At 39.5% G+C, this 5,347-nt stretch carries 7 protein-coding genes; all 7 read right to left on the reverse strand.

Annotated features, from left to right (window positions below; genetic code table 11):
* Positions 1–219: 219 nt before the first annotated feature.
* Positions 220–591, reverse strand: coding sequence for a hypothetical protein (locus LIZ98_RS16820; RefSeq protein WP_227203149.1), 372 nt, complete (start codon positions 589–591; stop codon positions 220–222).
* 53 nt (positions 592–644) lie between these two features.
* Positions 645–800 carry a hypothetical protein gene (locus tag LIZ98_RS16825; RefSeq protein WP_227140327.1) on the reverse strand — a complete coding sequence of 52 codons (156 nt, stop codon included), beginning with the start codon at positions 798–800 and terminating at the stop codon, positions 645–647.
* Between the two features lie 48 nt (positions 801–848).
* Positions 849–1,652, reverse strand: coding sequence for an energy-coupling factor ABC transporter ATP-binding protein (locus LIZ98_RS16830; protein WP_034771776.1), 804 nt, complete (start codon positions 1,650–1,652; stop codon positions 849–851).
* Positions 1,633–2,493, reverse strand: coding sequence for an energy-coupling factor ABC transporter ATP-binding protein (locus tag LIZ98_RS16835; RefSeq protein WP_227140326.1), 861 nt, complete (start codon positions 2,491–2,493; stop codon positions 1,633–1,635). Before LIZ98_RS16835 ends, LIZ98_RS16830 begins: the two co-directional genes overlap by 20 nt.
* A complete protein-coding gene (locus tag LIZ98_RS16840) occupies positions 2,490–3,257 on the reverse strand; it encodes an energy-coupling factor transporter transmembrane component T family protein (RefSeq protein ID WP_227140325.1) in 768 nt (255 codons plus the stop codon). The genes LIZ98_RS16835 and LIZ98_RS16840 overlap by 4 nt, the downstream gene beginning before the upstream one ends.
* 200 nt (positions 3,258–3,457) lie before the next feature.
* On the reverse strand, positions 3,458–4,060 hold the full coding sequence (locus LIZ98_RS16845) for an ECF transporter S component (protein WP_034771782.1): 603 nt from the start codon (positions 4,058–4,060) through the stop codon (positions 3,458–3,460).
* A 153-nt stretch (positions 4,061–4,213) separates the two neighbouring features.
* Positions 4,214–4,969 (reverse strand): nucleoside phosphorylase, encoded by a 756-nt coding sequence (locus LIZ98_RS16850; RefSeq protein ID WP_095142720.1) that lies wholly within the window; start codon positions 4,967–4,969, stop codon positions 4,214–4,216.
* Positions 4,970–5,347 lie beyond the last annotated feature (378 nt).

Genomic DNA, 5,347 nt, shown 5'->3' on the forward strand with positions numbered 1-5,347 from the left:
ACCACTTCTCGTCGTCGTTTTGAACCGGAAAACCTACCTTTTTGGCGACGAGACCTTTTCTCGTCACCATTTTAAGCCAAAAATTGCTCGTTTTTGACGACGAAACCCTTTCTCGTCACCAGTTTGGGGCGGAAAATGCTCGTTTTTGGCGACGAGACCTTTTCTCGTCACCATTTTGGGGCTGAAAACTCACTTTTTTGACGACGAGACCTATTCTCGTCACCATTTTAAGCCAAAAATTGCTCGTTTTTGGCGACGAGACCTTTTCTCGTCACCATTTTGGGGCGGAAAACTCCATTTTTTGACGACGAGACCTTTTCTCGTCACTATTTTAAGCCGAAAATTGCTCGTTTTTGGCGACGAGGCCCCTTCTCGTCGTCGTTTTTTGGACGAAAACTTTACTTTTTGGCGACGAGACCCTTCCTCGTCACCACTTTGAGGCGAAAATTGCTTCATTTTGGCGAAGAGACCTTTTCTCGTCACCATTTTAAGCCAAAAATTGCCCGTTTTTGGCGACGAGGCCCCTTCTCGTCGTCTTTTTGAAGCACGAAAACTACTTTTTTTGGCGACGAAATTCATTCTCGTCACCATTTTGGGGCGAAAAATGCTCGTTTTTGGCGACGAGACCTTTTCTCGTCACCATTTTAAGCCGAAAATTGCTCGTTTTTGACGACGAGGACCCTTCTCGTCGTCTTTTTGAGCAGCGAAATCGCATTTTTTAGCGACGAGACCACTTCTCGTCGTCGTTTTGAAGCACGAAAACTACTTTTTTTGGCGACGAAATTCATTCTCGTCACCATTTTGGGGCTGAAAATTCACTTTTTTGACGACGAGATCCGTTCTGGTTGTCATTGCTTTTTTCGGTTAAAATTGATCAATTCATCCACAGTTAAAAATGTTTGCTTCAAACCTAGTTGTTTTCCGAGTTGTGTGGCATGGGGAAGTTCCAAATAGACGTCACGAATCAATTGTTCATGAGAAAAAACCTCTCGAGTTGGTCCATCCAAAACGATTTTCCCTTGGTTCATAACAATCGTACGTTCAAAAGTTTCTGCAACAAAATCCATATCATGAATAATCGATAAAACTAGGACACCTTCTGCACGCAGATCCTTCATGATTTTTTTCAAACGTTCTTTACCGAGATAATCTTGTCCCATTGTCGGTTCATCGAATATAATAATTGGAGGTTTCATGGCCAGAATAGAGGCGATCGAAACAAGTTTCCGATCAGATAAGCTTAAGTCATATGGATTTTTATCGGCTTCATGAACGATTCCTATTTTTTCCAGTGCCAGCAAACTGTTTTGTCTGGCCTCCTCCGTTGACTGACCAATATTTTTTGGACCAAACATCACTTCTTCAATTACCGTATGTTTAAAAATTTGATCGTTCGGATTTTGAAATACAAGGCCAATTTGCTTTGCCAGCTGTGCAACGGTATATTCTTGCGTATTCATTCCATTTACGTAAATATTTCCGGTTGCCGGTTTTAACAAGCCTTTAAGCAATTTGACAAATGTCGTTTTTCCTGCTCCGTTTTGCCCGATAATCGCTGTTGATTCTTGACGAAAATGAACATCAATGTTAGACAAAACCGGTTGACCTTCAGTATATGAAAAAGAGATATTTTCAACTTTTATTCCATTCATTATTCTCACCGCCCAAAAGTGAAGAAACTTCTGTCAATGTAACCGGGTAAGTATTGGTCTTCTTGTTTTTCATCCCCATTGCTTTACAGTAAGTTGTAAAAATCGGCGGGACTACACCATAGTCATGTAAATCATCCCGAGAAAAAACTTTTTGTGGAGTGTCAAAGTCGATTTGCTTGCCTTCATATAGCAAGAGAATCCGGTCCGTAAAACTGGCTAATTTTTCCATCTTATGTTCCGCAATGACAATGGTAATACCTTCCTTACTCAACTGTTGGATCACTCGAAATACTTCTTCGGACGCTTGAGGATCGAGTTGTGATGTTGGTTCGTCCAAAACCAAAATCCCGGGACGCATGGCAATCACACTTGCAATCGCAACCCGCTGCATTTGTCCGCCAGATAAGTCAAATGGATTTTTGTCCTTTATGTTTTCAATACCCAACATTTTTAAACTCCAATCGACCCGCTCAATCATTTCTTCACGGGACAGCCCCATATTTTCCAATCCGAATGCGATTTCGTCGTAAACGGTATATTTAGAGGCCGTCATTTGGGTAAACGGATTATCGAAAACAAGTCCGGCTTTTTGAGAAAGATCAGTGATTGTACTTGTCTTTACCTCAATGCCGTCAATCAAAACCTTGCCTCCATACGCACCGTTAAAAAAGTGAGGAATTAATCCGGTCAATGCCAAACATAAAGAAGATTTCCCTGCAGAATTTTGGCCGACAATCCCGATGACTTCACCTTCTTCCACCTCAAACGAAACATCATTTAAGGCCAACTGATCTGTTTCAGGATACTTATATTTCAAATTTTCAACAATTATTTTTTTCATAGGAAAATCCTCCACAGGATAGCAAAAATGAAAATAAGTATAAGAACAGCTTGTATCACTTTTGCATATTTGTATGTATGGACTTCTTGTAAAAAAGTTTTCTTTTGCTTAGCATTGAATCCGCGAACTTCCAGAGCAATGGAGCGTTCTCGTGTTGAGATTAATGAATTCATGATAACAGGTCCGATTAAAGGTAAAAAAGCCTTGATACGAACCAATAAACTTCCTTCTGTTTCCAATCCGCGTGAACGTTGGGCATCTTTAATCGTTGCGATGGTTGCACTCATTTGAGGTATTAACTGAAGCACAGAGCCGATTACGTATCCGATTCGCGGTGACATTCCTTTTTGGATGAAAGATTGAATCAGATCGTCCGGTTTTGTTGTCAAAATCAAAATACCGAATGCACAGAGTAAATTAATCACCCGCAGCATTAACAACAAACCATAGGAAAGACCTTCTTTATAAAAAATGATTGGTCCGAAATGAAAAAGCGGCGTTACATTATCCGTTCGGAAAATACCTTGGATGATAACTAATGAAACGATTAAAAATAAGCTGAGACCGATTAAAGGAATAATCTTTCGGAATACTTTTCCGACGGCAAGTAGCATTATACTAATTGCCAATACAGTCAAAGCTACTGTATGGGAAGGTAAAATATAAGGTAATAAGGCTGCAACAAGTGCATAAATTACCTTTGTAATCGGATCAATCTCATGGATCGGGGAATCCTGCTTGACGTAAAGGGTCATTGATTTCATTTTCCATTCACCAACTTCTTGATATTTCTATCGTATTAAACGGTTGAAAAACGATGGATATTTTTTCTGTCTAGCTTCGGGCGCGAATGAGAAAGCATGGCTCACCTCATTTTGTAAGGTACAACTTGTACTTTTTAAAATCCCCGAATATGGAAAGGGAAAAAGCAGTATCTTCCACCTTTTCCCAAAAACAAATACAGTTACAATTCTTCAAAGCGTTGATTGTTTTGATATAATCTTTTTACATTCTTCGGTAATCCTTTAAAAATAAAGAAACATAACAGTACGCTAATTAATTTATCCGGCAAATCGACCACAATACTATCAAGGAAGGATGCCAACCATATTGGTCCGTTTTGGGATAGAATATAGGCATAGAGCGCATCTCCCCATACATTTCCTGTTTGACCTTCCCAAAAGATCATATTTAATGGTGTTGAAACTGTTGCCGCTATTGCACCGACAACCAGTCCTAACAAAAGCGCTTTGGCAAAATTATTTACCCATCCTTTATAAGCTAAAGCACCGACGACAATGCCGATCACACCGCTCGTGATAGCGTATACGGTTGATACCGGGTCAAGTGTAATTCCATAAATAATATTATTGATAATGCCTGATAACCCACCGACAATCGGTCCAGCCAACATACTTGATAAAATCGTTCCTAATGAATCGAGCCATAAAGGGAGTTTTAACCCGGCCGCAATTGTCTTCCCAATGTAGTTGATTCCAATTGCAATTGGAATTAATACAAGTGCCGCCGTAGATAAGCGAAATGACCACATGCTTTTCGTTTTCATTTTCAAAACACTCCTTCCTTTTTCAAGTGCCCTTTGTCCAGTTTTTGATAAAATGGACCTTTTTAAATTTTTTAGAAAATTATAAAAATAACATACTTCTAATTCAAACGCATCACCTCCATAAGCTTGATAGCATGAAATTTTTTCCAGGCGTCAATCTCTTTCATTCTTCACCTTATCTAATAAAGCAAATGTTTCTAAAGCAAGAAGAATCTCATTTTTTTCTCCATGTTCGGCATTCCTTTCTCCGTCAACATAGTCGTTAATTCCTTCATGTAAGTCTCCTGATGCAGAAACAACCACATTTAGGATGGAGGCAGCTTGCAGATTCCTAAGGACAGAAATCACCAGTAAAGGAGCCGTTTCCATATCTGAAGCCAAAACATTTCTTTTTGACCAAAATTTGTCAATATTCCCCTCATTATCAGTATAAAAGCTGTCATGACTTCTTACAATACCAAAATGATGTGAAATTTGAAGACGTTCGGCTGCAATTTTTATAAAAAACAATAGTTCCGGATTGCTTACGGCCGGGTAACCTTTTTCGATATAGGCTAATGAGGCTCCGTCATTACGGACCGCTCCGGATGCAATGACCAAGTCACCTATTTTCAAGTGCGGTTGTAATGCCCCGCAACTGCCGATTCGAATAAGTGCAGTAACGCCAATATTATTCAATTCCTCTACCGCAATTCCGAGTGACGGGCCGCCGATACCGGTAGATACCACCAGAATTTTAACACCCTTATAAAAGCCAATGGCACTGCGATACTCCCGATTAAATGCTAATTCTTTCGGCGAATCAAGAAACTCCATTACTCTTTCAACACGCTTTGGATCTCCCGGCAAAACTGCATACGTAACATTTAAGTCATTTCCAAGTCGAATATGGGGTTGTAATGATCCCATAAGATTTTACCTCCTTTTTATTCTTACTTCCATTGGGTGCTGCCCATTATTCGAAAAAATTAAGTAAAGATCGTCCAAAGAAGATTTCGAATCATGCTCTTTTGGACAATATCCCCAGAAAATCGTGCAGAACTGTCTATTAAAACAATTCTATTGGACAATTTTTGTTGAAGCACAAACTAAATTGTCCATTAGAAGGGTTTCGATTGTGCTCTTTTGGACAAAATCGCCAGAAAGTCGTGCAGAACTGTCTATTAAAATGATTCTATTGGACAATTTTTGTTGAAGCATAAGCTAAATTGTCCATTAGAAGGGTTTCGATCGTGCTCTTTTGGACAAAATCGCCAGAAAGTCGTGCAGAACTGTCTATTAAAATGA

It is taken from the genome of Caldibacillus sp. 210928-DFI.2.18 (assembly GCF_020554505.1).
GTDB classification, from domain to species: domain Bacteria; phylum Bacillota; class Bacilli; order Bacillales; family Caldibacillaceae; genus Caldifermentibacillus; species Caldifermentibacillus hisashii.

Coding starts and splice junctions, on each gene's coding strand:
- LIZ98_RS16820 (WP_227203149.1), bottom strand. CDS start 591: ATGGTGACGAGAATGAATTTCGTCGCCAAAAAAAGTAGTTTTCGTGCT.
- LIZ98_RS16850 (WP_095142720.1), bottom strand. CDS start 4,969: ATGGGATCATTACAACCCCATATTCGACTTGGAAATGACTTAAATGTT.
- LIZ98_RS16835 (WP_227140326.1), bottom strand. CDS start 2,493: ATGAAAAAAATAATTGTTGAAAATTTGAAATATAAGTATCCTGAAACA.
- LIZ98_RS16840 (WP_227140325.1), bottom strand. CDS start 3,257: ATGAAATCAATGACCCTTTACGTCAAGCAGGATTCCCCGATCCATGAG.
- LIZ98_RS16845 (WP_034771782.1), bottom strand. CDS start 4,060: ATGAAAACGAAAAGCATGTGGTCATTTCGCTTATCTACGGCGGCACTT.
- LIZ98_RS16825 (WP_227140327.1), bottom strand. CDS start 800: ATGGTGACGAGAATGAATTTCGTCGCCAAAAAAAGTAGTTTTCGTGCT.
- LIZ98_RS16830 (WP_034771776.1), bottom strand. CDS start 1,652: ATGAATGGAATAAAAGTTGAAAATATCTCTTTTTCATATACTGAAGGT.